26 protein-coding genes are annotated in these 25324 nt (G+C 69.5%); 16 read left to right on the top strand and 10 right to left on the bottom strand.

All coding sequences use genetic code 11. The features are described 5' to 3' along the window. Nucleotides 1–8 precede the first annotated feature (8 nt). The gene (locus NAF06_RS09510) at nucleotides 9–1685 is read right to left on the bottom strand and encodes an acetate--CoA ligase (protein ID WP_008583940.1); all 1677 of its coding nucleotides are present in this window, start codon (nucleotides 1683–1685) and stop codon (nucleotides 9–11) included. 143 nt (nucleotides 1686–1828) lie between these two features. Continuing rightward, a complete protein-coding gene (locus NAF06_RS09505) occupies nucleotides 1829–2806 on the bottom strand; it encodes an aldo/keto reductase (RefSeq protein ID WP_008583942.1) in 978 nt (325 codons plus the stop codon). 120 nt (nucleotides 2807–2926) lie between these two features. On the opposite strand from NAF06_RS09505, the gene NAF06_RS09500 reads away from it, so the two are divergent. Both NAF06_RS09500 and NAF06_RS09495 read left to right on the top strand, forming a co-directional pair. Next, on the top strand, nucleotides 2927–3757 hold the full coding sequence (locus NAF06_RS09500; protein WP_251106146.1) for an IS5 family transposase: 831 nt from the start codon (nucleotides 2927–2929) through the stop codon (nucleotides 3755–3757). 49 nt (nucleotides 3758–3806) lie between these two features. Next, nucleotides 3807–6026 (top strand): nitric-oxide reductase large subunit, encoded by a 2220-nt coding sequence (locus NAF06_RS09495; protein WP_008583964.1) that lies wholly within the window; start codon nucleotides 3807–3809, stop codon nucleotides 6024–6026. Between the two features lie 29 nt (nucleotides 6027–6055). Here NAF06_RS09495 and NAF06_RS09490 read toward each other — a convergent pair whose 3' ends face one another. The 4 genes from NAF06_RS09490 to NAF06_RS09475 all read right to left on the bottom strand — a co-directional run bounded on the left by NAF06_RS09490 (nucleotide 6056) and on the right by NAF06_RS09475 (nucleotide 8786). Then, nucleotides 6056–6499 carry a CBS domain-containing protein gene (locus NAF06_RS09490; RefSeq protein WP_008583966.1) on the bottom strand — a complete coding sequence of 148 codons (444 nt, stop codon included), beginning with the start codon at nucleotides 6497–6499 and terminating at the stop codon, nucleotides 6056–6058. 93 nt (nucleotides 6500–6592) lie between these two features. Further along, complete coding sequence (locus NAF06_RS09485; RefSeq protein ID WP_008583968.1) at nucleotides 6593–7504, bottom strand: 1,4-dihydroxy-2-naphthoyl-CoA synthase; 912 nt, start codon at nucleotides 7502–7504, stop codon at nucleotides 6593–6595. Nucleotides 7505–7668: 164 nt separating this feature from the next. Beyond that, on the bottom strand, nucleotides 7669–7908 hold the full coding sequence (locus NAF06_RS09480; protein ID WP_049908752.1) for a hypothetical protein: 240 nt from the start codon (nucleotides 7906–7908) through the stop codon (nucleotides 7669–7671). A gap of 104 nt (nucleotides 7909–8012) precedes the next feature. Beyond that, on the bottom strand, nucleotides 8013–8786 hold the full coding sequence (locus NAF06_RS09475) for a GTP cyclohydrolase III (RefSeq protein WP_008583972.1): 774 nt from the start codon (nucleotides 8784–8786) through the stop codon (nucleotides 8013–8015). Nucleotides 8787–8971: 185 nt separating this feature from the next. Here NAF06_RS09475 and NAF06_RS09470 point away from each other — a divergent pair, with 185 nt between their 5' ends. The 6 genes from NAF06_RS09470 to NAF06_RS09445 all read left to right on the top strand — a co-directional run bounded on the left by NAF06_RS09470 (nucleotide 8972) and on the right by NAF06_RS09445 (nucleotide 14026). After that, a complete protein-coding gene (locus NAF06_RS09470) occupies nucleotides 8972–9751 on the top strand; it encodes an HAD-IIA family hydrolase (protein WP_008583973.1) in 780 nt (259 codons plus the stop codon). 295 nt (nucleotides 9752–10046) lie between these two features. Then, a complete protein-coding gene (locus tag NAF06_RS09465; RefSeq protein ID WP_049908754.1) occupies nucleotides 10047–11393 on the top strand; it encodes a DUF92 domain-containing protein in 1347 nt (448 codons plus the stop codon). 1 nt (nucleotide 11394) lies between these two features. Further along, nucleotides 11395–11886 carry a GNAT family N-acetyltransferase gene (locus NAF06_RS09460; RefSeq protein WP_008583982.1) on the top strand — a complete coding sequence of 164 codons (492 nt, stop codon included), beginning with the start codon at nucleotides 11395–11397 and terminating at the stop codon, nucleotides 11884–11886. A gap of 87 nt (nucleotides 11887–11973) precedes the next feature. After that, on the top strand, nucleotides 11974–12357 hold the full coding sequence (hisI, locus tag NAF06_RS09455) for a phosphoribosyl-AMP cyclohydrolase (RefSeq protein ID WP_008583984.1): 384 nt from the start codon (nucleotides 11974–11976) through the stop codon (nucleotides 12355–12357). A gap of 3 nt (nucleotides 12358–12360) precedes the next feature. Continuing rightward, on the top strand, nucleotides 12361–13554 hold the full coding sequence (locus NAF06_RS09450) for a DUF7118 family protein (protein ID WP_008583986.1): 1194 nt from the start codon (nucleotides 12361–12363) through the stop codon (nucleotides 13552–13554). A 73-nt stretch (nucleotides 13555–13627) separates the two neighbouring features. Next, on the top strand, nucleotides 13628–14026 hold the full coding sequence (locus NAF06_RS09445; protein ID WP_008583988.1) for a DUF7975 family protein: 399 nt from the start codon (nucleotides 13628–13630) through the stop codon (nucleotides 14024–14026). 34 nt (nucleotides 14027–14060) lie between these two features. On the opposite strand, the gene NAF06_RS09440 is transcribed toward NAF06_RS09445, so the two are convergent. From NAF06_RS09440 to NAF06_RS09425, 4 genes are all read right to left on the bottom strand, one after another. Beyond that, a complete protein-coding gene (locus NAF06_RS09440) occupies nucleotides 14061–14228 on the bottom strand; it encodes a hypothetical protein (protein ID WP_008583989.1) in 168 nt (55 codons plus the stop codon). A gap of 92 nt (nucleotides 14229–14320) precedes the next feature. Then, nucleotides 14321–14872, bottom strand: a complete 552-nt coding sequence (locus NAF06_RS09435; RefSeq protein ID WP_008583991.1) for a hypothetical protein — start codon at nucleotides 14870–14872, stop codon at nucleotides 14321–14323. A 51-nt stretch (nucleotides 14873–14923) separates the two neighbouring features. Then, on the bottom strand, nucleotides 14924–16084 hold the full coding sequence (locus NAF06_RS09430; RefSeq protein ID WP_008583993.1) for an acyl-CoA dehydrogenase family protein: 1161 nt from the start codon (nucleotides 16082–16084) through the stop codon (nucleotides 14924–14926). 51 nt (nucleotides 16085–16135) lie between these two features. After that, the gene (locus tag NAF06_RS09425; protein ID WP_008583994.1) at nucleotides 16136–17353 is read right to left on the bottom strand and encodes a mandelate racemase/muconate lactonizing enzyme family protein; all 1218 of its coding nucleotides are present in this window, start codon (nucleotides 17351–17353) and stop codon (nucleotides 16136–16138) included. A gap of 277 nt (nucleotides 17354–17630) precedes the next feature. Here NAF06_RS09425 and NAF06_RS09420 point away from each other — a divergent pair, with 277 nt between their 5' ends. The 8 genes from NAF06_RS09420 (at nucleotide 17631) to NAF06_RS09385 (ending at nucleotide 25208) form a co-directional block, all read left to right on the top strand. After that, complete coding sequence (locus NAF06_RS09420) at nucleotides 17631–18950, top strand: nickel pincer cofactor-dependent isomerase, group 22 (RefSeq protein WP_008583997.1); 1320 nt, start codon at nucleotides 17631–17633, stop codon at nucleotides 18948–18950. A gap of 92 nt (nucleotides 18951–19042) precedes the next feature. Beyond that, nucleotides 19043–19831 carry an SDR family oxidoreductase gene (locus NAF06_RS09415; protein ID WP_008583999.1) on the top strand — a complete coding sequence of 263 codons (789 nt, stop codon included), beginning with the start codon at nucleotides 19043–19045 and terminating at the stop codon, nucleotides 19829–19831. Then, the gene (locus tag NAF06_RS09410) at nucleotides 19828–20175 is read left to right on the top strand and encodes a cupin domain-containing protein (protein ID WP_008584001.1); all 348 of its coding nucleotides are present in this window, start codon (nucleotides 19828–19830) and stop codon (nucleotides 20173–20175) included. Before NAF06_RS09415 ends, NAF06_RS09410 begins: the two co-directional genes overlap by 4 nt. 43 nt (nucleotides 20176–20218) lie before the next feature. Beyond that, entirely contained in the window at nucleotides 20219–21040 is an 822-nt protein-coding gene (locus tag NAF06_RS09405) for a fumarylacetoacetate hydrolase family protein (RefSeq protein WP_008584004.1), read from the top strand. A gap of 55 nt (nucleotides 21041–21095) precedes the next feature. Beyond that, the gene (locus tag NAF06_RS09400) at nucleotides 21096–21524 is read left to right on the top strand and encodes a universal stress protein (RefSeq protein ID WP_008584005.1); all 429 of its coding nucleotides are present in this window, start codon (nucleotides 21096–21098) and stop codon (nucleotides 21522–21524) included. A 106-nt stretch (nucleotides 21525–21630) separates the two neighbouring features. Next, a complete protein-coding gene (locus tag NAF06_RS09395) occupies nucleotides 21631–22719 on the top strand; it encodes a TAXI family TRAP transporter solute-binding subunit (RefSeq protein WP_049908756.1) in 1089 nt (362 codons plus the stop codon). Between the two features lie 153 nt (nucleotides 22720–22872). Next, nucleotides 22873–24978: a TRAP transporter permease gene (locus NAF06_RS09390; RefSeq protein WP_008584009.1), complete on the top strand. Its 2106-nt coding sequence runs from the start codon at nucleotides 22873–22875 to the stop codon at nucleotides 24976–24978. Beyond that, on the top strand, nucleotides 24975–25208 hold the full coding sequence (locus NAF06_RS09385) for a hypothetical protein (RefSeq protein WP_008584011.1): 234 nt from the start codon (nucleotides 24975–24977) through the stop codon (nucleotides 25206–25208). The genes NAF06_RS09390 and NAF06_RS09385 overlap by 4 nt, the downstream gene beginning before the upstream one ends. Nucleotides 25209–25324: the final 116 nt, after the last annotated feature.

The following is a 25324-nucleotide window of genomic DNA, read 5'->3' as shown; positions in this document are numbered from 1 at the left end:
GCTCCGGGCTACGCTTCGGCGTCGGCCTCGGCGTCGTCTTGGAGCTCCGTGCGCCGGATCTTTCCGGTGACCGTCTTCGGCAGTTCCGTGCGGAACTCCAGTTCCCGCGGGTACTCGTGGGCGGAGAGCTCCGTTTTCACGTGGTCTTTGATCTCGGCTTTGAGGTCGTCGGAGGGCGTCGCCCCCTCGCTCGGCACGACGTACGCCTTCACGATGTTGCCCCGCTCCGGGTGCGGCTTCGGGACGACCGCGGCCTCGGCCACCGCCTCGTGTTCGCCCAGCGAACTCTCGACCTCGAAGGGGCCGATGCGATACCCCGCCGAGAGGATGATGTCGTCGGCCCGCCCCTCGAACCAGAAGTAGCCGTCCTCGTCCTTGTGCGCGAGGTCGCCGGAGAGGTACCACTCGCCGTCGGGGCCGTCGACGAAACACGAGGCCGTCTTCTCTGGCTGCTCCCAGTACTCCGCGAAGAAGCAGGGGTAGTCGCCCCGCTGGGCGATCTCGCCGGTCTCCCCGGGGTCGAGCACCTCGCCGGTGTCCGGGTCGACAACCTCGGCCTCGATGCCGGGGAGGGGTTTCCCCATCGACCCGGGGCGGACCTCCATCGTGGGGTAGTTGTTGATGATCATGTTCCCCGTCTCCGTCTGCCCGTAGGTGTCGAGGATCGTCACGTCCAGCGTCGCCTCGCCCCACTCGACGACGCCGGCGCTGAGCGGCTCGCCGATCGAGAGGGCGTGCCGGAGGTCGAGGTCGACCCCGTCGAGGACCGCCTCGTTTTCGCGCAGCATCCGGTAGGCCGTCGGCACCGAGAAGAGCACCGTGATCGGGTACTCGTCGAGCAGGTCAGCCCACGTCTCGGGGTCGAACTCCCCCTCGTACGTGAACAGCGCCGTCCCCCAGAACCACGCGCCGAGCGTGTTGATCGCGCCCGTCAGCCACCCGAGATCGCCCGTGCTCCAGTAGAGGTCGCCGGGCTGGAGGTCGACCGCGTCGCGCTGGGTGGCCGCGACCCCGGCGATCCAGCGCTGCCTGTGGAGGACGCCCTTCGCCGGCCCGGTCGTCCCGGAGGTGTAGTAGAGGAGGGCGTCGTCCTCCCCGCCGGTCGCGGCCGTCTCGTAGGACGTCGCCGCGTCGTCGAGCGCGGGGCCGAACACGGTGTCCGCGGGCGGGGCACCGCCGCCGCGGTCGACGGTGATGACGTGGTCGACGCTCGGCGCGTCGGCGAGCGCGTCGGCGATCGTCTCGCGGTTGTCGGTCGTCGTCACCACCGCGCTCGCGTCACAGTCGCGGAGCCGATACGCGATCCCCTCGGGCCCGAACCGCTCGTTGACGCTCCCCCAGACGGCCCCGCGCTTGAGCGTCCCGATCATCGCCACGTAGTGTTCGGGGATGCGCGGCATGTACGAGACGACGCGGTCGCCGGCGGCGACGCCGAGCGTCTCCAAGACGTTCGCGAACTGGGCGGACCGGTCGGCGAGCTCCCAGAACGTCAGCGTCGTGGGCTCGCCGTCGGTCCCGACCTGATACAGCGCGACCGCGTCGCGGTCCGTCGCGTGACGGTCGACCGTCTCGTGGGCGATGTTCAGCTCGGCCGGTGCGTCCCAGTCGGCCTCGTCGTAGACGTCCGTCCAGTCGAACGCGGCCCGACGCTCCTCGTACTCGGTGAGGTTGTGACGTGTCCCCATACCTCACGTACCGACCGGCCCCGACATAATATCAACGGTAAATCATGATGGATGCGGGTCGGTCTCCCTCGGGGTCACGCGCCCGGGGGCTCGCGCGTGCGAACGAAACACCACAGCGGCTCGCCCTGAGTCGATGCGCGGTCTCAGCTGTGGCCATCCACCGGCACCGGCTCGTACGGCTCTGCCAACCAGTCGAGATCGGACGCGGACAGGTCGATGTCGAGCGCCTCGACGGCGTCGACGACGTACTCGGGCTTCCGTGCCCCGATGATCGGGGCGTCGACGGCGTCCTGATGGAGCAGCCATGACAGCGCGATCTGCGCCATCTTCACGCCCTTCTCGTCGGCGAGCTCCGCGACGCGCTCGTTGATCTCGCGGCCGCCGTTCGCCGCGTACGTCCGGAGCCGCTCGTGGAGGTACTGGTCCGTCTCGCCGCGGACGGTCGCCTCGAGTTCGTCGTGCGGGCGAGTGAGGAACCCGCGCGCGAGCGGGCTCCACGGGATCAGTCCGACGTCGTTCTGCTCGCAGAACGGCACCATCTCGCGCTCCTCCTCTCGGTAGGCGAGGTTGTAGTGGTTCTGCATCGTGACGAACGGCTCGTGACCCCCTCGGTCCGCCGCGTGGACCGCGTCGGCGAACTGGTGAGCCCACATCGACGACGCGCCGAGATGCCGCACCTGCCCCCGCTCGACGGCGTCCGTGAGCGCGCGCAGCGTCTCCTCGATGGGCGTCTCGTCGTCCCAGCGGTGGATCTGATAGAGGTCGATCGTCTCCATGCCGAGCCGGTCGAGGCTGTTCGCGAGCTCCTGCTCGATCGCCTTCCGCGAGAGCCCGCCGGAGTTCGGGTCGTCGTCGTCCATCTGGAAGTACACCTTCGTGGCGACGACCTGTCGGTCGGCGTCGTACCCGTCGAGCGCCTCCCCGAGGACGCGCTCGCTCTCGCCGGCGTTGTACGCGTTGGCGGTGTCGAAGAAGTTGATCCCGTGTTCGACGGCGGTGTCGACGACCTCCTGCGCCTCCGCCGCGGACAGGTGCCACTCGGCGTCGCCGCCGAACGTGTTGGTCCCGATTCCGATGCGACTGACCTTCGTCCCCGAACCGCCCAGCGTCGTGTACTCCATACGCCGGCCACGGCTGGCGAACGGGAAGTCGTTTGGTTACGGGGGCTGTGTTGAATCGCCATACGGCGGCAGGGTAGGTCGCTAAATCAAAGGCGTTGAAGCGGGAAGATTCGGTTGCCTATGACACAAATCTCCCGCTTCATCGGGGAGGTTGTGCCGGTTGCTCAAAGAGTTACTGGCGATGGAGGCGAATCCGCCGCCCCGGAAGGCGGCGGCGGATTCGCCGACTACGCACTCGTTTCCCTCCACTGTCTGCGAATTTACCTCGATACATCGTACCGCATGACGATCGGCCTGCTCAAAGAGATGCCACAAATAACCGGGGAGATCGGCCTCAGCGCGGCCGATCTCCCTGCGCCGTCCACGTTGTGTAAGGCGTTCGACCGGATCAGTATGAGTGTTTGTCGAGTGCTGCTGCGCCAGTCGGCGCAGCTGCACGATCTCTCCGAACACGCCGCGATCGACGCCACATTCTACGACCGCTCACCAGCCAGCCGCCACTACTGCCAGCGAATCAGCTACCGCGTTCAAAAGCTGAAAGTCACGAAACTCGTCGATACAGCGTCGCAAGCTGTCCTTGACGTTCACTGCTCGACGAACCGAGAAGGAAGTGACGCAGATCTCGCTGAGCAGATCGCCCGCCGGAACGCGGGCGATCTGCGGTCTCTTGCGGCCGATAAGGGCTACGACAAGAAATCGCTCCGCGAAGGATTACGCGATCTTGGGATCAGACCGCTGATCAAGCACCGCATCTTCGCGCCGTACGACCACGCACACAACGCCAGAATCGACGATAATCGCTACAATCAGCGCTCTATGACCGAAACCGTGAACTCGGCTGTGAAGCGCTCGCTCGGCTTCGCCGTGCGAGCGCGGTCCTGGTTCCGTGAGTTCCGCGAGATCGCTCTGATGTGTATGGTCTACAACATCAAGCGCTTCGTCAAACAGTGAATCTCTACGCCTTACAGCGATTCAACACAGCCTGTTGAACCTAGTCGTGATGGGAGCCGGGGCGTGGTTCGCGTATCAGGAGGCACCGCCGATCCCGGACGAGGTCGTCGGTCCCGACGGCGAGACGATCGTGACGGGGGCCGAGGTCCAGGACGGGAAGGAGGCGTTCCAGCAGTACGGGCTGATGAACCACGGGTCGATCCTCGGCAACGGGGCGTACTACGGCGAGGACTACACCGCCGAGACGCTGGAGCTGAAGACCCAACACATGCGCGAGTACTACGCCGACGCCGAGTACGGCGCGGCGTACGACGCGCTCGACTCCGGCGAGCGGTCGCGGATCGACGCCTTAGTCCGCGACGAACTCGACACCGCCCACGACGGGAGCGGCGTCGTCGAGTACTCCGCCGCGGAGGCGTACGCCCACGAGCAGGTCCGCGAGACGTACGTCGAGCGCTACCACGAGGGGGACCACGACCGGGGCGTCCCGGTCGAGATGATCGACTCAACCGAGGAGGCCGAGTCGTTCGCCGACTTCGCGCTGTGGACGGCGTGGTTCTCGCACACCGACCGGCCGAACGCGGACCACTCGTACACGAACGAATGGCCCTACCAGCCGGGGGCCGGCAACGACGCCACCGGCTCCGCAATGATCTGGAGCGTGATCGCGATGGTGCTGCTCGTCGGGGCCGCGGGCGCGGCGATCCTGCTGTACAAGTCGGTGAAGCTCCCCGAGCCGTCCGCCGAGGGGATCTCGGTGCCGAAACCGGGCGACGTGAGCGTCTTCCCGAGCCAGCGCGCCGCGCTCCGGTTCGTCCCCATCGCCGCGGGGCTGTTCTTGGCGCAGGTGCTGTTGGGCGGCCTGCTGGCGCACTTCTACATCGAGCGGGCCGGGTTCTTCGGGGTCGAGACGATCTTCGGGGTCCACATCCTCCAACTGCTCCCCTTCTCCATCGCGAAGACGTGGCACATCGACCTCGGCATCCTCTGGATCGCGTCGACGTGGCTCGGAGCCGGCCTGTTCCTCCCGCCGCTCTTGACCGGCCACGAGCCGAAGCGGCAGGGGACGTACGTGAACGTCCTGCTGGGCGCGCTCGTCGTCGTCGTGGTCGGCGGCATGGGCGGCATCTGGCTCGGCGCGAACGGCTACCTCCCGGGCGAGCTGTGGTGGCTGCTCGGCAACGAGGGGCTGGAGTACCTCGAAGTCGGGAAGGTGTGGCAGTTCGGCCTGCTCGCCGGCTTCGTCCTCTGGGCGGTGCTCGCGATCCGCGGGCTCAAGCCGCTGCTCGACCGCGAGCCGGTGTACGGGCTGGCGCACATGATCCTCTACGCGGGCGGCTCGATCACCCTGCTGTTCGTCGCTGGCTTCCTGTTCACGCCGTCGACGAACATCGCCGTCACCGAGTTCTGGCGGTGGTGGGTCGTCCACATGTGGGTCGAGGGCGCGTTCGAGTTCTTCATCGTCGCCATCATCGGGCTAACGCTCGTCTCGATGAACCTGCTCTCGCGGCGCAGCGCGGAGAAGGCGGTGATGCTTCAGGCGCTCTTGGTGATGGGCACCGGCGTCATCGGCGTCTCGCACCACTACTGGTGGATCGGGATGCCGGACTACTGGGTCCCGATCGGGAGCGTCTTCTCGACGCTGGAACTGCTCCCGCTGATCTTCATCCTCTACGAGGCGGTCGGCCAGTACCGCGCGATGGGCGAGAGCGGGTTCCCCTACACGCTCCCGTTCATGTTCATCGTCGCCAGCGGGATCTGGAACTTCGTCGGGGCGGGTGTCCTCGGCTTCTTCATCAACCTCCCGCTGATCAACTACTACGAGCACGGTACGTACCTCACCGTCGGCCACGCCCACGCCGCGATGTTCGGCGCGTTCGGCTTCCTCGCGCTGGGCATGGTCGCGTACATGCTCCAGCTGTCGATCGACCCCGACCGCTGGGACGGCTCGTGGCTCCGGGCGTCGTTCTGGCTCTGGAACGTCGGGCTCGCGCTGATGGTCGGCGTCTCGCTGCTCCCGGTCGGCTTCCTCCAGCTCGACGTGGCGTTCACGGAGGGATACGCCGCCGCGCGCAGCCTCGAGTTCTACGACGGCGGCCTCGTCCAGACGCTGTTCTGGGCGCGGCTCCCCGGCGACACGCTGGTCATCATCGGGACGGCCATCTACGTGGCCGACCTGATCCGCAAGCGGTTCGTCCTCCGCGCGTCCGAGGACGACCCCTCGGTCGACGACATGGCGGTCGCGGAGGGGATCGTCGGCGACGACTGAGGGGTCGACGCGCCGGCCGCCCGGATTCCTCAGTCGCCGAAGCCGTCGGAGCGCTCCGACCACCCCGTCGCGTCCGTCGCGAGGTCGTGAACCTCGCGTCGGATCCCGGCGTAGTTGTCGATGACATCCTGGGTGGTGACGATCCCGGCCGGCGTCACACCGTCGACGACGACGAGCTTCTTGACGCCCTCCGATCGCATGCGGTCCGTCGCGGTCCTGAGTGTGGCGTCGGGCCTGACGGTGACGAGCGGGGCGCTCGCCGCCTTCTGTACCGGAATCGTCGACAGCGGATCGTCGGTCGCGTAGGCGGCGTGGAGGACGTCGCTCTCGGTGAGGATCCCGGCGGGCGTCCCGCCGTTCGTGACGACGACGCTCCCGACCCGGTTGCGGAGCATCCGCTCCGCGGCGTCCCGGACCGTGGCGTCGGCGTCGCAGGTCACGAGCTCCGTCGTCATCACGTCCTCGACGAGCATGTGGAGAGATATCACGGCGGAGTACTTGTAGGTGACCTCGGCGACGGCGGCGAGGGACGCCGAATCCGCCTCACCCGCGGCGGTCTCCGGCGCTCAGTAGTGCCAGGGATACTCCCGGAAGTTCGGCTCGCGACCCTCAAGGAACGCGTCGCGGCCCTCGGCCGCCTCGTCGGTCATGTACGCCAGCCGGGTCGCCTCGCCGGCGAACACCTGCTGACCGACCATGCCGTCGTCGGCCATGTTGAACGCGTACTTCAGCATCCGCATCGCGGTCGGGGACTTCCGCGTCATCTCGTCGGCCCACTCCAGAGCCACCTCCTCTAACTCCTCGTGGGCGATTACATCGTTGACCATCCCCATGTCTTCGGCCTCCGCGGCGGAGTAGGTCTTCCCGCGGAAGAACACCTCGCGGGCCTTCTTCTGCCCGATCTGTTTCGCGAGGTACGCGGATCCGAACCCGCCGTCGAAGGAGGCCACGTCGGGGTCGGTCTGGAGGAACTTCCCGTGCTCCTCGCTGGCGAGGGTCATGTCGCAGATCACGTGCAGCGAGTGGCCGCCGCCGACCGCCCAGCCCGGGACGACCGCGACGACGGGCTTGGGCATGAACCGGATCAGCCGCTGGACTTCGAGGATGTGGAGCCGGCCGGCGCGGGCCTCCTTGACGAGCGGATCGTCCTCGTCGCCCGCCTCGTCGTCGTCGCGGTACTCGTAGCCGGAGCCGCCGCGGACCGACTGGTCGCCGCCCGAACAGAACGCCCAGCCGCCGTCCTTCTCGGAGGGGCCGTTGCCGGTGAGGAGGACGCAGCCCACGTCGGCCTGCTTGCGGGCGTGGTCGAGCGCGGCGTACAGCTCGTCGACCGTGCCCGGCCGGAAGGCGTTCCGGACCGCGGGCCGATCGAAGGCGATCCGGACCGCGGGGACGTCGACCGCGCGGTGGTAGGTGATGTCGTCGAACTCGTCGGTGACGGGCTCCCACGCGTCGGGGTCGAAGATCTCCGAGACCATGCGCGGACGTACGCCCGGGTCGCTCATAAACGCCGCCGGATCGGGCGAACGGGGAGGGCTACCGGTTCGAGCGCGGTCCCCCGCGCCGGCGCGCGGCGAGGACCGGGAGCCGAGACCAGCGGCGGGGGCGGACGCCGGGGGCGCGGTCCGTCCGCCGAGACGTGTCAGTCGTTCTGCGCGTACGCACCCTTCGGATGCCCCTTGTGCTGGAGGTTCCGATTGTCGCGTTCCCGCGTCGCGGTCGCGGGGATGACCTCGCGGCTCGGGTCGATCTCCGACCGCGGCATCCCGGTGTAGCCGTGGTCGGGGTGTTCGGAGCAGTGCGCCATCGCGTCGTGCGAGCCCTCCCACGGGCCCTCGTCACAGCCGTCCGCCGTACAGACGAACACTATATCCTCTGACATGCTGATCGGGGGTTCCTGACGGGTGTATAAAAATCTCGCACCGAAATTATCAGAGTTGATTTCGGTTGGTGCTCCTCGGCCCCGATCCGCAGCGCGTCCCGTGGTCAGTCGCTGACGGCGGGCGCGCCGAACAGTTCGACGCTCGTCCCGGCGTGGCGGCAGTCTTCGAGGGCGTGTTTGGCCGCGAAGCCGGCCTCGTGCGCGGAGGCCCCCTGCCCGACCCCGACCTGTAGCTCGATGTCAACGTCGTCCCGGACGTGGTCGACCGCCGCCGAGAACGCCGTCTCGGGCAGGTCCGGGCAGACCGCCACGACGTTGTCGCCGCCGACGAAGAAGGAGAGGGCCCCGTGCGCCTCGCGGAGGTGGCGCATCAGCGAGCCGTACGCCCGTTCGATGTTGATGAACGTGTCGAACTCGTTGAGTCGGTCGGTGTACTTCCCGGTCGCGTTGACCACGTCGAAGTGCGCGACCTGGAGGTCCGACCGGTTCGTCTCCGAGAGGTACTCCCCGGCGAGCACCTCCGTGCGACTCTCGTCTTGGGCGCTGCCCGCGGTCTGGAGCCGTCGGTTCGCGGCCTCCAGCGCGTCGACGGGACGCTCGGCGACGGCGGTCCCGAGGCTGACGCTGACCGGGTAGCGGTTGCCGATCGACTCCTGAAGGGTCGCGTGGGCCGCGCCGTCGACGCCGTTCGTCACCGCGATCATGTTGTCGAATCTGGTGAAGAAGACGTAGGCGTCGCGGTGGCCGAGGAACTGCGCCACGTCGGCGAAGAGGCGCGACTGGAGCGTCTGGAGGTCCATCTCGCGACGTGGCTCCGGCGTCGTCGTCCACGGACCGTAGTTGTCGATCTGGACGAGGGTCACCTGGGTCGTCGTCACAGTGGACATCGGTACGGAACGCTGCCGCTTTACCCTTCCGTTATCCCGAAGATGGAACTGGTACCGAGTTCGTGATCGCGTTCGGGTCCGCGACCGTCGCCCGCGGCGATCGTCCGGCGAGGATCCAAGTCGTCCGACACGGATCCGGGCGCAACCCCTACGGCCGTGGCGCGCGCATTCCCGGCATGGAATTCAGCGGTGCCGTCCTCGACGTCGACGGTACGGTCGTGCGCGGCGACGAGCCGATCCCGGGCGCTCCCGCGGGGTACCGCCGGCTCCGCGAGGCCGGGATCGAGACGCTGTTCGTCTCGAACAACCCGACGAAGGCACCGCCCGCGTACGTCGACCGCCTCGGGGCGGCCGGGTACGACGTCGACGCCGACCGCGTCTTCACCGCGGGCAGCGTGACGACGCGGTACCTCCGGCGACACCACGCCGACGACGATCTGCTCTGCGTCGCCGACCCCGGACTGCTCGACCAGTTCGAGGCGGCGGGGTTGTCGACGACCGACGACGTCGACGCCGCCGACGCGCTGGTCGCCTCCATCGACCGCGAGTTCGACTACGAGGACCTCTGTACGGCGCTGTGGGCCTTGGAGCGCGACATCCCCTTCATCGGCACCGACCCCGACGTGGTGATCCCGGCCCCCGAGCGCGACGTGCCCGGGTCCGGGGCCGTGATCAACGCGATCGCCGGCGTCGCCGAGCGCGATCCCGACGCCGTCCTCGGGAAGCCGTCGGACACCGCGATCGAGATGGTCCGCGAGCGACTCCCGTACCCGCCGGAGGAGTGTCTCGTCGTGGGCGACCGGCTCGACACGGACGTCGCGCTCGGCGAGCGCGCCGGGATGACGAGCGTCCTCGTCCGCTCCGGGGTCACCGACGCGGACGACCTCGCGGCGTCCGAGAAATCGCCCGACCACGTCCTCGACCACCTCGGCGAGATCGACCGCGTCATCGGGTAAAAGCCGGATTCGCTGAGGGTGTCACCTCCGCCGCGTGGACAACAGTTATATGCTGGCGGCCGCTTCGGTCGCACATGAGTGTGGTTGACTCACACGAAGACGGGACCGGGGACGACGAGGAGGATCCGGAAGAGTCCGTCCGCGTGCTGGAGGGTCACGCGGTCCAATTCAACGAGTACCGGTACTGACGGCCTGCTAACGGCGTCTGTCCGGCGTCCCCCGCGCGGAGTCCGTCCGACTCGACCGCCCGACGGCTGTCGGGACCGTTAAGTGGTCGTCGCGGGTAGCCGGAGGTGTGATACGGAGGGTCCGACGCGAGAGTGTCTTCGCCGTGGTGGCTGCCCTCGCGGCCCTCGCACCGACGCTCGGCGACGCCGCCGCGGTGCCCTTCTTCGCCGTCGCCGGGGCCGCCTTCTTCGGCGTCCGCGACGGCGAACTGTTCGAGACGCTCGCCCTCCCGGGCGACCGCGAGGAAGAACGCCTCTACGGGCTCGTCTCCTTCGCGCTCGCCGGCGCGGGGCTCGCCCTCTTCGCGTCGCTGCCGCGCGCGTTCGGGCGCGTCCCGCTTCCGTACGAGGCGTTCGCGGCCGCGACGCTCGCGGTCGCCGCCGGCCGCCTCGGCCGGACGCTCCTCTCCCGCGAGACGAGCGACGAGTTCACGCTCGTCGCCGGCTACGTCGCCGCCGGGACGGCCGCCGCCCTCGCCGGGCAGGTCGCGGTCCGCCTCCAGACCGGCGCGCCGGTCGACGGCGCGACGGTCCCGCTCTTGACGTTCCTCGCGGCGGCGGCCGCGCTGACGGCCGCGCTCGTCCGCTCGCTGGTGTTCTCGCGGGACGCCCACATCACCAGCGTCCTCGTCGCGTTCGCGACGTGGGGGTTCCTCGCCTTGGAGCCGACCGTCGGCGCGCCGCTCATCGCCGTCGGCCTCGCGGTGACGGGCGCGCTCGGCTACGTCTCGTTCGCCATCGGCACCGCCTCGGTGGCGGGGATGCTCACGGGCGTCGTCTCGGCGCTGCTCGCGGTCGTCCTCGGCGGCGTCGGCTGGTTCCTCACGCTCATGTCCTTCTACGCGATCGGCGGGCTGGCCTCGAAGTACCGGTTCGACGAGAAGGCGGAACGCGGGGTCGCACAGGAGAACGAGGGCGCGCGCGGCACCGGCAACGTGCTGGCGAACTCCGCGGTCGCGCTCGCGGCGGTCGTCGGCTACGCGGCCGCGCCCCACCTCGCGCTCCCGGCCGCCCCGCTCGGCTTCCTGTTCGCCGGCGCGACGGCGACCGCGATGGCCGACACCCTCTCGTCGGAGATCGGCGGCCTCTTCGACGGGCCGCGGCTGGTGACGACGCTCCGGCGCGTCGAGCCGGGCACCGACGGCGCGATCACCTGGCAGGGCGAACTGGCCGGGCTCGTCGGCGCGCTGCTCGTCGGCGCGCTCGCCGCCGTCGGAGCCCCCCTCTTCGACCCGGTCGTCTCCGGAGGCGTCGCCGCCGGCGGGGCCGTCGTCGCCGCGGGCGTCGCCGGGATGACCGTCGACAGCCTTCTCGGGGCCCTGATCGAGGGCGATCGGGTCGGCAATCAGGCCGTGAACTTCCTCGCGACGCTCGCCGGCGGGGCCGTCGCCGTCGCGCTCTGGGCGGTGGTGTGAGATGGCGGGCGACGACGCGGACCGCGACTCCGGATCCGGACCCGACGACTCCGGATCCAGACCCGACGACTCCGACCCCCGAGTCCGCCCCGGTCGGCCCGGCGACGCCGACCGGATCCGCGAGCTCCAGTCGCACCTCCGGCAGCCGAGCCCGGACCTCTTGGAGTACGGGCTCGCGGTGGGGGCCGCCCGCGTGAGCGTCGCGGACGGCCGCGTCGTCGGCTATCTGCTCCCGGTCGACGGCCCGAACCGCCGCGGGGTCCACCTCGCGGAGCTGGTCGTCGCGCCCGCGTTCAGGCGCGAGGGACGGGGGCGCGCGCTGCTGCGCGCGGCGATCGCCGACGCCGACGGCCCGGTGACGCTTCAGGCCCACCCCGACAACGACGCCGCGCTCGCGCTGTACGAGTCGCTCGGCTTCGAGGTCGTCGAGCGGCGACCGGACGCGTACGCCGACGGCGACGCGCTCGTCCTGCGGCGCGACCCGGACGCGTAGCAGTCGCGGGGCGGCCCGCCGTCGATCCGTTCCCGGGCGGTGACCGCAGACACAAGGACTATTCGAGCGCCACGCCTCCGGACAGCCATGAGTGACGCCGACGCGGAGGCCGAGCCGATCGACGTCGACTTCGGCGAGGACGGGCTGGTGCCGGCGGTCGCGCAGGACGCCGACTCCGGCGAAGTGCTAATGTTGGCGTACGTCTCGCCCGAGGCCTTAGCGCGCACCCGCGAGACCGGCGAGGCCCACTACTACTCCCGGTCCCGCGAGGAGCTGTGGCACAAGGGCGGCTCCTCGGGCCACACCCAGTCGGTCCGGGAGGTCCGGGTTGACTGCGACGCCGACACCCTGCTGTACCTCGTCGAGCAGACGGGCGGGGCCTGCCACACCGGCCACCGGTCGTGTTTCCACCGGACGATAGACGGCGAGAACGTCGGCGAGCGCGTCTTCGACCCCGACGAGGTGTACTGACCGATGGCGGACGGGGACGGCGGGGCGGGGAGCGCCCGGACCGCCCGCGACGACGCCGAGAGCGACGCCGACGACCCCGTCGCCGAGGCGGGGGAGGCGGCCGCGCGGCTCCGCGAGCGCTACGACGAGCTCCGGCGGATCGAATCGCGGATCGACGGGTACGGCCGCGACCGGGTCGAGGCCGCCGCGGACGCCTACCGGCTGGCGCACCGCGTCCTCGACCGCTACGAGGAGGACGCGGTGGGCTCCGGCGACTTCGAGTCGTACGTCCGGTTCCGCGGCGAGTTCGGCGAGGCGGTCGACGTCGGCGACGAGGTCCCCGCCGGCGACGCCTTCGAGGCGGCCGACGAGGCGGTGGACAAGCGCCGGCTCTCCGAGGGGGACATCGCCGCCGCCCGGGAAGCGCTGGAGCCGGCCGGGGAGTTCGTCGACCTCCTTGAGGCGTACGACGACGCGGTCGACGACTACCGGGCGGCCCGGAAGGCGGCCCGCGAGGCCCGGAAGCGCCTCGAGTCGCGGCTCGACGAGCTCCGCGAGGTCGCCGAGATGGCCGACGCCGACCTCGACGCCGACCTCGCTCTCCTCCGCGATCCGATCGAGGCGTACGACGAGGCGGTCCGCGAGGCGTTCCGCGAGTTCTTCAAGTCGACGTCCGCCCGGGAGGTGTTCGAGTTCCTCGACCGCGCCGACGGGACGCCGTTCGTCGACGTCGACGTGCCGCCGACGGACCTCGCGGAGTACGTCGAGACGCACGCCGCCGGCGAGGAGCCGCCGGCGACGCTGCTGGAGTACGCCGACTACACGAACTCCAAGCTGGAGCACTACGTCGACGACCCGGGGGCGCTCCGCACCGCGGTCGCGGTCCACCGGACCTACCTCGAACGGCTCGGCGGCGAGCCGCTGACGCTCGACTGGCCGCCGAAGCCGGGCGACGAGCTCGCCTACGAAATCGACGAGCTGGTCCCGCTCGTCGGGCGGATCGCCGACGACGAGGTCGTCGCGACGCTGCGCGAGGTGCGCGAACTCGCGCGGAGCGACGAGTACGAGCGGCTCCGCCGCGCGGCCGAGGTGCGCCACACGCTCGGTGACGACGATCTGTCGCTGATCGAGCGCGACGAGGCCGCAGAGCGGGTCGAAACGGCCGAGGAGACGCTTTCCGTCGTCGGCGACGTGCTGGCGGAGACGGAGCGGGAGTGAGCCGGGCCGGACCGGCGCGGCCCCGCCGGGACGGAGTGCGGATTTTTAAGCCCCGTCGCGGCCGAGCGGAGGTATGACCCGATTCGACGCCGCGACCGAGGACGAGCGGCTGAAACTGTTCGCCGACGCGGCGGCCGCGCACCGCGCACGCTCCGGCGACGTGATGACCGTCGACGTCGACCCCGACAGCGACGACACCGAGGGCGGCGAGGTGCCGCCGTGGATCCAGCTCGCGGGCACGGAGCTGATACTGGACTGTACCGACGAGGAGTTAGAGCGGCTGAAGTCGCTCCTCTCCGAGTTCCCCGAGTTCCGGATCGGCGAGCTGGTCAGCCCGGAGGAGGCCGAGGGGACCAACGCCGTCGTCACCGCGCGGTCGGACGCGAACCGCGTCGCGGGGTTCATGGAGCGCGCCTTCCGCGAGGTGTACGAGCTCGACGAGGCGTACAAGGCGTGGGTGACTGCGATCTGAGGGGGCGCTCCCGACGCCCGTCAGCGCCCGGCGGTCACTTCGCGAAGTAGCTCGTGAAAAAGCCCGACAGGAAGGAGCTAATGGCGACCGCGACGAGGAGGTCGGTCGTGTCGTGGTCCCCGTCGCCGGCTGCGAGCCAGGTGACTGCGACGCCGATGCCGAGCGATATCACGCCGTTCGCGGTGTCTGCTTTGAGACCCATGCGTTCCGTTGGCGGCGGACGGATAAAACCGATGTGGCGCTCTCGACCCCGGTCCGCTCGACGGTCGGCCGCGACGGCCGCGCTCGCCGGTGTCAGTGGAAGCCGCGGTCGACGTCGTCCTCCTCGATCAGGTCGTCGAGCTCCGAGGTGAGCAGCTCCTCGGCCCCTTCGAAGGTGTCCGACAGCTCGTCGAGCTCGTCGGGCCGCCCGTCGAACTCGTACTCCATCGGGCCGAACGCGGGCGACTCGACCGCCTCCATCACGTCCTCGAAGAGGTGGTCGGGGTCGGTCGGCGCTTCGGCGTGGACCCGCAGCGTCTCCGTGAGCCGCGTCGCCATCTCCTCCGCGTGCTCCTCGTCCTCGGGGGCCGACCGGACGGCGAACCGGCCGTCGCTGTCGGCGTCCGGCAGGAGCGGGTCGAGCTCGTCGTCGACCTTGCGGGCGACGCGCGTCCCGACGCCGCGGAGGTCGCGGGGGTTCTTCGCGTACGTCTTCAGGTGGTAGAGTCCGACGCTCGGGTGGCCGAAGTAGAGGTCTTCGCCGAGGCCGCCGCGGCGGGAGCCGGCGACGGCCCGCCAGCCGTCGGGGTCGGTCGCGTCGCTCGCGACGTCCGCGAGAATGTCGTCCCAGTCTCGCACGCGCATGTCGGCGTGAGATCGGGCGCGCGAGCGCAAGAGCGTGTCGGTGGCGGCCGCTTACTGGTACGCCTGCATCCCGGTGATGTCCTCGCCGAGGATCAGCGTGTGGATGTCGTGGGTGCCCTCGTAGGTGTACACCGTCTCCATGTTCGCCATGTGGCGCATCGGCGAGTAGTCGGCGGTGATCCCGTTGCCGCCGAGCATCTCGCGGGCGATCCGCGACTGGTCGCGGGCGGTCCGGACGTTGTTCCGCTTGGCCATCGAGACGTGTTGCGGCCGCATCTCGCCCGCCTCCTTCAGGTCGGCGAGCCGGTGGGCGAGCAGCTGCGCGAGCGTGATCTGCGTCGCCATCTCCGCGAGCTTCTCCTGTTGCATCTGGAAGCCGCCGATCGGCTTGCCGAACTGCTCGCGGTCGGTGGCGTACTCGCGGGCGACCTCGAAGCAGTCCGCGGCCGCGCCGACCGCGCCCCACGCGATGCCGTAGCGGGCCTGCGTGAGACACGACAGCGGGCCCTTCATCCCGGAGACGCCGGGGAGCCGGTTCTCGGCCGGGACGCGGACGTTCTGGAGGCTGATCTCGCCCGTGATCGACGCCCGGAGGCTGAGCTTCTCGTCGATCTTGTTCGTCGTGACGCCGTCGCGGTCCGTCTCGACGAGGAACCCGCGGACGGGCGTCCCCTCCTCGCCGTGGTCCTTCGCCCACACGACCGCGACGTCGGCGATCGGGGAGTTCGTGATCCACGTCTTCGAGCCGTTCAGGACGTACTCGTCGCCGTCCGGCTCGGCCATCGTCTCCATCGCCGAGGGGTTCGACCCGTGTTCCGGCTCGGTGAGCCCGAAGCAGCCGACCGCCTCGCCCCCGCCGAGTCGCGGTAGCCACTCCTCCTTCTGCTCGTCGCTACCGAACGCGTGGATCGGGTACATCACCAGCGCGCCCTGGACGCTCGCCATCGAGCGGAGTCCGGAGTCGCACGCCTCCAGCTCCCGCATCAACAGGCCGTACGCCCGTTCGCTCACGTCCGGCAGGCCGTAGCCGTCGAGGTTCGGCGCGTAGAACCCCATCTCGCCCATCTTCGGGATGAGCTCCGTCGGGAACGTGCCGTCGATCCAGTGGTCTCCCATGTCCGGCACCTCGCCGTCGATGAACGAGCGGGCGGAATCGACGAGGAGGCGCTCCTCCTCGGACAGCGTCGACTCCATGTCGAAGTAATCCAGCATACCAACGCTTGCGTTGCCAAGGATAAATAAGTATATTCCCGGGGTGAGCGCTCAGAATCCGGCGGTCCCGTCGAGGCGGTGCTCCTCGACGACCTCCGTGTCGAGTTCGATCCCGAGGCCGGGCGTCTCCGGCACGGCGATGCGACCGTCCTCGATCAGGGGCTCGTCGCGCGCCAGCAGGTCCTCCCACCAGTCGACCTCCAGCGCGTGGTACTCCAGCAGGTCGAAGTTCGGCGTGGCCGCACCGAGGTGGACGCAGGCCATCGTCCCGACGGGGCTACAGACGTTGTGCGGTGACATCGGGACGTAGTTCTCCTCGGCGCGGTCGGCGATCCGCATCGTCTCCGTGAGCCCGCCGACGGTCGCCGGGTCGGGGGTGACGACGTCGACGCCGTGGTCGTAGATCAGGTCGGACAGCTCGAACACGCGGAAGCGGTTCTCGCCGGTCGCCACCGGCGTCCGCGTCGCCCTCGTCACCTCCTTCTGGGCGTCCATGTTTTCGGGCGGGATCAGGTCCTCCAACCACATCAGGTCGAACTCCTCGAGCTCGTGAGCCAGCCGCTTCGCGCTCTCGACGGAGTAGTCCCAGTGGCAGTCGAACGCGAGGTCGACGTCGCGGCCGACCTCGTCGCGCACGGCCGCGACGATCTCGCGTTTCTCCCGGATCGCGGCGTTCGTCAGCCGCCCGTTGTACGGGTCGTTCTCGTTGTCCGCCGGGAGGTCGAGGTCGAACTTCAGCGCCGAAAAGCCCATGTCGGTGACCCGGGCCGCCTCCGCGGCGTACGCCTCGGGCGTGTACGCCTCGGCCTCGGCGTAGTCGGTCGCGCCGTCCTCGACCGCGTACGCCTCGCCGGCGTGGCAGTCGCAGTAGAGCCGGACCTCGTCGCGGTACTTCGAGCCGAGCAGCTGGTAGACGGGGAGTCCGAGTATCTTCCCGGCCGCGTCCAGCAGCGCGATCTCGATGCCGGAGGCCGCGGTGACGACCTTGCCGGTCGTGCCGCCGTGGCCCGACATCTCCTGGAAGATGTAGCGGACGAGCCGCTCGACGTCGAGCGGGTTCTCGCCGACGAGGAACCGGTTCGTGTACTCGACGAGTTCCGGGACCCCGCCGCCGCGGTACGCCTCGCCGATGCCGGTAACGCCGGCGTCGGTCTCCACCTTGATCAGGTTCCACTCGAAGTTCCCCTCGACGACGCAGGCGTCGAGGCCGGTGATCCGTACGTCTCGGTCCGGGTCGCGGGTGTCAGTCTGGCCCGAGTAGTCTCTCATGGGTGCCTCTGTGTCGCGTCGGCGATCGGTCGTCGGCGAACGTCGCGGGCGCGTCTCCGGTCGGTGAGCGTCCGGTCGGCGAGCGTCCGGTCGGAGCGGCAGGCGGGCGACCCCGGCGGTGGCTCGGCCGGGACCGACTCGATTTCGGTGATCCGCATGCGTGGTTCGGTGTCACACGGGTACAAGTAAACCGCTGTATCGGCAATGCTCCCGCGGGATTCCGTCGGGTCGGGTGAGGCGACCCGCAGTTTTTGTACCGTCGCCGCGAGGGGCCGGCATGGAGTTCCCCGATCGCTCCGCGGTCGACGACCTCATCGATCCGCAGCCGCTCCCCGAGTTCGCGCGGGTCCGGTACGAACCGGAGACGGAGCGGCTCGACGACCCGGTCGGAGCGGCGCGCGAGGCGGTGGACGCGCTGGACCTCGACGGGCTCGACCCGGGCGCGACCGTCGCCGTCGGCGTCGGCAGCCGGGGGATCGACCGCGTCGACGAGGTCGCGGCGGCGGTCGTCGAGCGGGTCGCCGAGCGCGGCCTCGACCCGGTGGTGGTGCCCGCGATGGGCAGTCACGGCGGCGCGACCGCCGAGGGGCAGCGCGAGGTGCTGGCGTCGCTCGGGATCACCGAGGCGTCCGTCGGCGCGCCCATCGACGCGCGCATGGCGGCCGCGGAGTTGGCGACGGTCCCGGTTGGCGACGCCGACCTCGCGGTGTACTTCTCGGAGGCGGCGCTCGCGGCCGACGCGGTCCTCGTCGTCAACCGCGTGAAGGCCCACACCAACTTCACCGGAGAGGTAGAGAGCGGGCTCGCGAAGATGACCGTCGTCGGGCTCGGTAAGCAGCGCGGCGCGAAGGCGTTCCACTCGACGGCGATCGCCGAGGGGTACGTCGAGACGTTGACGGCCGCGCTCGACGTCATCGAGCGCGAGACCCCGATCGTCGGCGGGATCGCGCTCGTCGAAAACTTCGAGGAGGAGATCGGACACCTGGAGGCGGTCCCCGTCGGCTCCTTCCTCGACCGCGAGCCGGAGCTGCTGGAACGGGCGTACGACGAGATGCCGACGCTGCCCGTCGACGACGTCGACCTGCTCGTCGTCGACGAGATCGGCAAGGAGATCTCGGGCGCGGGCATGGACACGAACGTCATCGGCCGCTACCGCGTGCTCAACGCGCCCGACCCGGAGACGCCCGATATCGACATCATCTACGTGCGGGGGCTCACGGACGCGACCAAGGGGAACGGGAACGGGATCGGGCTCGCCGACCTCACCCGGCGGGCGGCCGTCGACGACCTCGATCTGAAGAAGACGTACGCGAACGCGCTCACCAGCGGGTCGCTCGCGAAGTCGAAGCTCCCCGTCGTGGCACCCGACGACGAGTTCGCGGTCCGGACCGCGCTGGCCGCGCTCGGCGGGTACAACCCCGAGACGGCGCGGGTCGTCTGGATCCGCAACACGCAGGACCTCGGGGAGTACCTGGTCTCGGAGGCCGTGGTCGATGACCTCCCGGAGGCGGCGAGGGTGCTCGGCCGCGAGGCGGTGTCGTTCGAGGGCGGGACCGCGGTGATCGACGAGCCGATCGGCGGCGGATCGGAGCCCTGAGACGCCCGGCGACCGGTTTCAGAGCCCGATCCGGGCTCCCGTCGTTTGCCTACAGGAAAACGTTTTCACGCCGGCCTCGGGACGGGAGAGACATGGACCTAGGGATCGACGGGAACGCGGCCCTCGTCACGGCGTCGTCCAGCGGACTCGGCAAGGCATCGGCGAAGGCGCTCGCGCGGGAGGGCGCGAACGTCGTCATCAACGGCCGCGACGAGGGGCGATTGGCGGACGCGAAGTCGGAGGTCGAGGCGGTCGCGACGGGCGAGGTCGTCGCCCACTCGGCCGACCTGACCGACGCCGACGAGATCGCGGCGCTCGTCGAGGCGACGGTCGACGAGTTCGGCACGATCGACCACCTCGTGACGAGCGCCGGCGGCCCGCCGTCGGGCGCGTTCCTCGACACCGACGACGAGGACTGGCAGCACGCCTACGACCTGCTCGTGATGAGCGTCGTCCGGCTGGCGCGGGAGTCGTACCCGCACCTCAAGGAGGGCGACGGCGGCACCATCGTCAACATCACGTCCCGCAGCGTGAAGGAGGCGCTCGACAGCCTCGTGCTATCGAACGCGGTCCGGATGGGCGTCATCGGGTTGGAGAAGACGCTCTCGAAGGAGTTCGCCCCGGAGGTCCGCGCCAACGCCGTCCTGCCGGGCCCCCACGAGACGAGCCGGATCCGAGACCTCGTCGAGGCGGCCGTCGAGCGCGGCGAGTACGACTCCTACGAGGAGGGGCTCGGCGACTGGGCGGGCAACCCGCTCGACCGGATCGGCGACCCGATGGAGCTCGGCAACACCGTCGCGTTCCTCTCGTCGCCGAAGTCGGGCTTCGTCAACGGCACCGCGCTGCCGATCGACGGGGGGGCGACCGGAGCGAACCTATGAGGCCGGTCGCGTTCGACGACGCGGAGAGCTACGAGCCGGACGAGGGCTGGCGGCGCGTCTCGATGGCCGGCAGCGACCGATTCTCCTTCGAGTGGTTCGAGAAGCCGCCGGGACACAGCTCGCCGATGCACGACCACGAGAACGAGCAGGTGTGCCTCTGTCTGGAGGGCGAACTCACGGTCGCGACCGAGGACGACTCGGTCACGCTTCAGAAGAACGACTCCGTCCTCTTAGAGTCCAACGAGGCCCACCGCGTCGAGAACACCGGCGACGAGCGCGCGGTCGGCCTCGACGTGTTCGCGCCCGGGCGCTCGTTCGACTTCTGGACGGACCGGGAGCAGTAACCGATGGACGGAGCGAACGCGCCATGACGGGGGCGAACGCGCGGTGAAGTACCTCGCACGCACGGCGACCGGCGACCCACTGCTCGGCGACGACGAGGGGTACGTCCCCCTCGGCGCGGTCGAACCGGACGCGGAGAGCGTCCGCGACGCGCTCCCCCGGGCGGCCGCGGGAACGCTCGGCGACGTGGGCGACGCGACCGCCGACCCTGTCCCCGCGGCAGACCTGTCGTTCGGCGCGCCGCTCGCGTCGTTCGGGAAGCTGTGGGGCATCGGCCTGAACTACGAGGAGCACGCCGGCGACCTCGACGAGCAGCGCCCCGAGGAGCCGGCGAGCTTCATGAAGCCGTCGTCGGTCCTGACGGGACCGGGCGGGCCGATCCGGCTCCCGCCGGAGTCGCAGAGCGAGCGGGTGACCGCCGAGGCGGAGCTGGCGGTCGTGATGGGACGGACGTGTCGGAACGTCGCCGAAGGCGAGGTCGAGGGCGTGATCGCGGGCTTCCTCCCCGTTATCGACATGACCGCGGAGGACGTGCTCCAGCGGAATCCGCGCTTCCTCACGCGGGCGAAGAGCTACGACACGTTCCTCGTGCCCGGTCACGCGCTCGCGGTGCCGGAGGAGCCGCTCGATTTAGAGGGGCTCTCGGTGCGGACCGAGGTCGACGGGGAGGTCCGGGCCGAAAACGAGGTCCGGAACATGCTGTTCCCGCCGGCGGAGATCGTCTCGTTCCACTCCGACGTGATGACGCTGGAGCCGGGCGACCTGTTCAGCACGGGGACGCCCGGCGCAGCGCCGATCGAGCCCGGCGACGAGGTGCGGGCGGTCGTCGAGGAGGTCGGGGTCGTGAGCGCGCCGGTGACGCGGTAGCGGCGTCCGGAGCCCGCGGCCATCTTTATTAGCCGTTGTTCGGTTAGGTGCGGACATGTACCGCGTCCTGTTACCTGTCAGCACGGATCTTGGCCAAGCGCTGGCCGCCGCGGACGCCGTCGCGTCGCTTCCGAACGCCGCCGAGGCGGTCGAGGCGGTGATCCTCAACGTCTACGAGGGGTTCGAGGCCAGCGGCGAGGGGGGCCGCGTCGACTCCGAGGACGTGTGGAACGAGGAGAACTATCCCGAGACCGTCGACGTCGTCGCGGACCGGCTCGCGAAGGCCGGCGTCTCGACCACCAGACGGCGGGAGCACGGCGACCCGGCCGAGGTGATAGTCGAGGTCGCCGCGGAGATCGACGCGGACAACGTCACCGTGAGCGGACGACGCCGAAGCCCCACCGGGAAGGTGCTGTTCGGGAGCACCGCTCAGTCGGTGGTGCTCGCGGCCGACTGCCCCGTGACGGTGACGCTTGCCGACTGACGCGGCGTCCGTGTGAGACGGGCGTCGAGTCCGCGGGAATCCCGGCCGTTTGAACTGAAATAAACAGGTACATTGTTAATGATCGACCGAAAGTACTCGGTTGAGCATGACAGATAATTCGATCGATCGGCGTAAGTTCCTGTACGGCACGGGGGTAGTGGGGATAACCGGACTCGCGGGCTGTAGCGGCGGCGGCGACGGCGGTGACGGCGGCGATGGAATGGACGGCGGAGACGGAGACGACGGCGGCGGCGATCTCTCGCTGCGCGTCGGGACGTCCGCGGGCGGGACTCAGGATGTCGGACTGGCCGTAGAGCGCGCGGTGAGTCAGGAGAGCGACACCCTGAGCTACTCGACCATCGAGAGCCCGGGGTACATCGGGACGATCCGCCGGATGGCGAACAACCAGTTCAACGCCGGGATCACCGACAACAACTCGCTGTCGAAGGCGCTCAGCGAGACCGGGGCGTTCTCCGACCAGCCGGTCGAGCGGATCCCGCAGTACGGGTTCTACGCGTTCCCGTACAGCATCTACGTCATCGCCCGCGACGGGACGGGAATCGAGACGTTCGACGACCTCGCCGGCGCGAACGTCTACCCCGCCGAGCCGGGGTACTCGACGCGGGCGACGACGCTCGACGTGTGGTCGCAGGAGCCGACCGCAGACGTGTTCGACCAGATGAACATCCAGAATCAGGGCGTCGACTCCGCGCCCGGCGCGATGGAGGAAGGCACCATCGACGCGACCATCGCGTACGGGACGCCGGGCGTGCGGTACACCGGGTTCGTTCAGGAGATCGCCTCCCGCGTCGACGTCCACTACGTCGAGCCGACAGACGCGCTCATCGAGTCCGCCGAGTCGTACGACGGCGCGGGGACCGGCACCACGAGCTACGAGGACTGGCCCATCGCCGACGCCGACATCGGCACCGACGAGGTGTTCCACTGGAACCTGGAGGTGAACTACACGTTCAACCCCGAGGCGAACCCGGACGCCGTCTACGAGCTGTGTCGGGTCGTCGACGAGCACAACGACACGGTCAACGAGGGCGAAGAGCAGTTCAACGACTTCGGGTCCACCGAGGATATGCTCGGGTCGGCGCGCGAGAACATCCCGGTCCACCGCGGCGCGGTACAGTACTACCGGGACAATGACGCGTGGGACGACAGCCTGACCGAGGGCGACAGCGCCTGATCGGTCGTCGAACCGGCTCTCCCCCCGTTTCGTGGGACGTACTGATCAATAATTTAAAACCACCGAACACGCAACCGACGACCCAGACACAATCATGACACTATTCACCACGCCCGGGCGGACGAACGTCTCGCACAGCGCAGGCCGGCACCGATGAGCGCGGAGACGGCCTCGGCGGAACCCGAGTCCGGGCTGCTCCGCGGGCTCGACGTCACCGTCACGGTGGCGGCGCTGCTGTTCTGGGCCGGGGTGCTCTACTGGGCCCAGACGCAGGCGATCTCGCAGGTGCGGTACGCCACCGCGTTCGTCGGCGGCATCCTCACCGTGTACGCGCTCAACGAGACGCGGCTCGCCATCAGCGACGGGGACTGGATCGACGGTGCGGTGCTGATCCCGGCGTCGCTGGCGCTGATGACCGCCTCGGCGTTCTTCGCCCTGAACTTCGAGGACGTGTACCTCCAGCGGCAGGGGTACGCGCTCGAACACGAGTACATGCTGGCGCGGCTCGTCGTCCTCTCGCTGATGTACCTCACGTGGCGCGAGTTCGGCAACGTGTTCCTCGGGCTCATCTTCGCCGTGTTCGGCTACGCGATGTTCGGGAACCTCGTGCCCGGCGTGTTGGGACACGCGGGGATGAACCAGGCGACGCTGCTTCAGGCGACGGTGACCGACCTGTACGGGTTCTACGGGAGCCTGACGCAGATCACGGCCTCGTGGATCGCCCCGTTCCTGCTGTACGCCGGGCTGCTGTTCGCGTACGGCGCGTTCGAACTCATCCTGCGGGTCGCCATCGTGGCCGCGAAGTACATCGAGTCCGGCATCGCGCAGACGGCCGTGCTCTCCTCGGCGGTCATCGGATCGATCAACGGTTCCTACACCGCCAACGCGGCGATGACGGGGTCGTTCACCATCCCGACGATGCAGGAGGCCGGCATGGAGGGCCACCGCGCGGCGGGCATCGAGGCGGTCGCCTCCACCTCCGGGCAGGTGCTCCCACCCGTGATGGGGGCGTCCGCGTTCGTGATGGCGTCGTACCTCGGCGTTCCGTACCTCGACATCGTCGTCGCGGGGCTCGTCCCGGCCGCGATCCTGGTGGCGTCCATCTCCATCGCGGTCCACTACCTCGCCATCTCCGACGCCAGCAGTCAGGACATGGAGTTCTCCGAGTTCTTCGAGGAGACGCTCACGAACCGACAGAAGGTGTTCGAGGCGCTCCGGTTCGGCGTCCCGTTCGCGATACTCATCTACCTGCTCGGCGTCGTCCAGTACACCGTGATGACCTCCGCGCTGTACACGGTCGTCGCGATGACGATCACGGGCGTCGCGATGCCGACCGCCCAGCGCGGCTACGAGTGCGTGGTCGGCCTGAAGTCGTGGCTGCGGGACCCGGACGACGTCGAGGTCGGCGGGCCGACCGCGGGCGTCGCGGGGGCCGTCGCCGCGCCGTTCCGGCGCGTCGCCGCGTCGCTGCTCCGGTTCCGGCCGCTCGCGAAGTTCGCCGAGGAGATCGGGAACACCGTCCACGGGTTCCGCCGCGGCGCGGTCATCCTGGCACCGATCGCGATCATCCTGGTCGTCATCAGCGGCGTCGTGAACCTGTTCAGCACCACGGGGATCCCGGCGAAGATCGCGCTGCTCCTCATCAACATCTCGGGCGGCGTGCTGCTGTTCGCGGTGCTGCTCGGGATGGGCGTCGCCATCCTGATGGGCGTCGGCATGCCGACGGTCGCCGCGTACGTCATCGTGGCCATCCTCATCGTGCCGACCTTCGTCTCCGACTTCAACGTCGCGCCCATCACCGCCCACTACACGATGTTCTACGCGGCCATCCTCGCGGGGATCACGCCGCCGGTAGCGACGGCCGCGGTGATAGCCGCGGGCATCGCGGAGGCGAACTTCTGGCGGACCTGCGGGGCGGCGATCCGGATCGCCGCGCCGCTTTTCGTCCTCCCGGTCGCGTTCGTCTACAACCCCGGGCTGATCTCGATGGACGTCGGGGCGTACACGCTGTACGTCGGGCTGCTCGTGCTGTTCGGCGCGGTGGCGATCATCTACGGGCTGAACTACCCGTTCAAAATGCGTCCCGGGCGCAAGATCGGGACGCGGGCGCTGGTCGCGGCGCTCGGACTCCTCATCATGGTGTTCCCGAACAACGGCGTGAAGATCGCCGGTATCGCGGTCTTCGCGGCCGTCTTCGTGGCCGAGAAGGTGATGATCCGCGGGCTCACGCTTCCGTTCGGGAGGGGGGCGAGCCAATGAGCGACGACTCCTCTCCCGAGGCGGTCGCCGAGGAGTCCATGGAGCAGGCCGGCGGTCTCGGGGAGATAGTCCCGGAGCCGCTGATGCCGATCTGGAGCCGGGTGGAACTCGTACAGGCGTTCCGCCGGACCCACGGTGAGACGTACGTCGGCGTCCTCGAACTGCTCACCGCGCTCGTGCTCACCGGCGGCTACGTCTGGTGGCTGCTCGTCTTCCTCGAAGTGCTGTGAGGCCGTATCCGGCCCGGACCGTCCGTTTTCGTTCGTGTCGCACCGCCCTGACCGGATGCCGTCGGCGACCGAACCGGTACCGGCGTGACGGGGTGGTCGTCGGACGGGGCCGAGGT

The organism is Halorubrum hochsteinianum (assembly GCF_023702125.1).
Lineage (GTDB): Archaea > Halobacteriota > Halobacteria > Halobacteriales > Haloferacaceae > Halorubrum > Halorubrum hochsteinianum.
Note: the sequence above shows the minus strand (reverse complement) of the source record. Positions and strands in the feature narration are given on the sequence as shown.

Excerpts from the sequence above, each read along its gene's own strand:
- NAF06_RS09430 (WP_008583993.1), bottom strand. The coding sequence starts at position 16,084 with ATGCTGGATTACTTCGACATGGAGTCGACGCTGTCCGAGGAGGAGCGC.
- NAF06_RS09485 (WP_008583968.1), bottom strand. The coding sequence starts at position 7,504 with ATGGTCTCGGAGATCTTCGACCCCGACGCGTGGGAGCCCGTCACCGAC.
- NAF06_RS09415 (WP_008583999.1), top strand. The coding sequence starts at position 19,043 with ATGGACCTAGGGATCGACGGGAACGCGGCCCTCGTCACGGCGTCGTCC.
- NAF06_RS09385 (WP_008584011.1), top strand. The coding sequence starts at position 24,975 with ATGAGCGACGACTCCTCTCCCGAGGCGGTCGCCGAGGAGTCCATGGAG.
- NAF06_RS09420 (WP_008583997.1), top strand. The coding sequence starts at position 17,631 with ATGGAGTTCCCCGATCGCTCCGCGGTCGACGACCTCATCGATCCGCAG.
- NAF06_RS09400 (WP_008584005.1), top strand. The coding sequence starts at position 21,096 with ATGTACCGCGTCCTGTTACCTGTCAGCACGGATCTTGGCCAAGCGCTG.
- NAF06_RS09450 (WP_008583986.1), top strand. The coding sequence starts at position 12,361 with ATGGCGGACGGGGACGGCGGGGCGGGGAGCGCCCGGACCGCCCGCGAC.
- NAF06_RS09480 (WP_049908752.1), bottom strand. The coding sequence starts at position 7,908 with ATGTCAGAGGATATAGTGTTCGTCTGTACGGCGGACGGCTGTGACGAG.
- NAF06_RS09505 (WP_008583942.1), bottom strand. The coding sequence starts at position 2,806 with ATGGAGTACACGACGCTGGGCGGTTCGGGGACGAAGGTCAGTCGCATC.
- NAF06_RS09395 (WP_049908756.1), top strand. The coding sequence starts at position 21,631 with ATGACAGATAATTCGATCGATCGGCGTAAGTTCCTGTACGGCACGGGG.
- NAF06_RS09510 (WP_008583940.1), bottom strand. The coding sequence starts at position 1,685 with ATGGGGACACGTCACAACCTCACCGAGTACGAGGAGCGTCGGGCCGCG.
- NAF06_RS09495 (WP_008583964.1), top strand. The coding sequence starts at position 3,807 with ATGGGAGCCGGGGCGTGGTTCGCGTATCAGGAGGCACCGCCGATCCCG.
- NAF06_RS09440 (WP_008583989.1), bottom strand. The coding sequence starts at position 14,228 with ATGGGTCTCAAAGCAGACACCGCGAACGGCGTGATATCGCTCGGCATC.
- NAF06_RS09390 (WP_008584009.1), top strand. The coding sequence starts at position 22,873 with ATGAGCGCGGAGACGGCCTCGGCGGAACCCGAGTCCGGGCTGCTCCGC.
- hisI (WP_008583984.1), top strand. The coding sequence starts at position 11,974 with ATGAGTGACGCCGACGCGGAGGCCGAGCCGATCGACGTCGACTTCGGC.
- NAF06_RS09435 (WP_008583991.1), bottom strand. The coding sequence starts at position 14,872 with ATGCGCGTGCGAGACTGGGACGACATTCTCGCGGACGTCGCGAGCGAC.
- NAF06_RS09490 (WP_008583966.1), bottom strand. The coding sequence starts at position 6,499 with ATGCTCGTCGAGGACGTGATGACGACGGAGCTCGTGACCTGCGACGCC.
- NAF06_RS09425 (WP_008583994.1), bottom strand. The coding sequence starts at position 17,353 with ATGAGAGACTACTCGGGCCAGACTGACACCCGCGACCCGGACCGAGAC.
- NAF06_RS09410 (WP_008584001.1), top strand. The coding sequence starts at position 19,828 with ATGAGGCCGGTCGCGTTCGACGACGCGGAGAGCTACGAGCCGGACGAG.
- NAF06_RS09500 (WP_251106146.1), top strand. The coding sequence starts at position 2,927 with ATGACACAAATCTCCCGCTTCATCGGGGAGGTTGTGCCGGTTGCTCAA.
- NAF06_RS09470 (WP_008583973.1), top strand. The coding sequence starts at position 8,972 with ATGGAATTCAGCGGTGCCGTCCTCGACGTCGACGGTACGGTCGTGCGC.
- NAF06_RS09445 (WP_008583988.1), top strand. The coding sequence starts at position 13,628 with ATGACCCGATTCGACGCCGCGACCGAGGACGAGCGGCTGAAACTGTTC.
- NAF06_RS09460 (WP_008583982.1), top strand. The coding sequence starts at position 11,395 with ATGGCGGGCGACGACGCGGACCGCGACTCCGGATCCGGACCCGACGAC.